1 rRNA gene is annotated in these 781 nt (G+C 57.2%); it reads left to right on the top strand.

Features of this window, described 5'->3' with window-relative positions:
* Nucleotides 1–338 precede the first annotated feature (338 nt).
* Nucleotides 339–781: ribosomal RNA gene (locus C443_RS21890) — 23S ribosomal RNA — on the top strand; the annotation flags it as partial.

Raw genomic sequence — 781 nt, 5'->3', positions numbered from 1 at the left:
CCTACACTGACTGGTGACCACAAGTCACCGCGAGTCGGCAAGCGCCGACTACTGCATGGGCCCGCTGGGCTCACAAGACCTATCCGAGGCGGATATCCCCTTACGGGGATGTCGGGTGCAACTCCCGACGGGTCCGTACTTCGTATCGCAACCGAATCCGTCCCCTTAAGTGTGGGACGGCATTCGGATGTGATACGACGACAGATGCACCAAGCCGGGTGAAACCGAGCTTGGGAAGGGTCGATTCGCCCACCATCTCCACCTTGGGGGCGAGTATGAAACCGTGTGTACGTGCGATCCAGGCGTCCACTGGACTCGTTCAGTTGAACGAGTCACAACGACGTTGGCTACTATGCCAGCTGGTGGATTGCTCGGCTCAGGCGCTGATGAAGGACGTGCCAAGCTGCGATAAGCCATGGGGAGCCGCACGGAGGCGAAGAACCATGGATTTCCGAATGAGAATCTCTCTAACAATTGCTTCGCGCAATGAGGAACCCCGAGAACTGAAACATCTCAGTATCGGGAGGAACAGAAANAGTAACCGCGAGTGAACGCGATACAGCCCAAACCGAAGCCCTCACGGGCAATGTGGTGTCAGGGCTACCTCTCATCAGCCGACCGTCTCGACGAAGTCTCTTGGAACAGAGCGTGATACAGGGTGACAACCCCGTACTCGAGACCAGTACGCTGTGCGGTAGTGCCAGAGTAGCGGGGGTTGGATATCCCTCGCGAATAACGCAGGCATCGACTGCGAAGGCTAAACACAACCTGAGACCGATAG

Source organism: Haloarcula argentinensis DSM 12282, assembly GCA_000336895.1.
Lineage (GTDB): Archaea > Halobacteriota > Halobacteria > Halobacteriales > Haloarculaceae > Haloarcula > Haloarcula argentinensis.
This window is presented reverse-complemented; position numbering and strand designations above follow the sequence as displayed.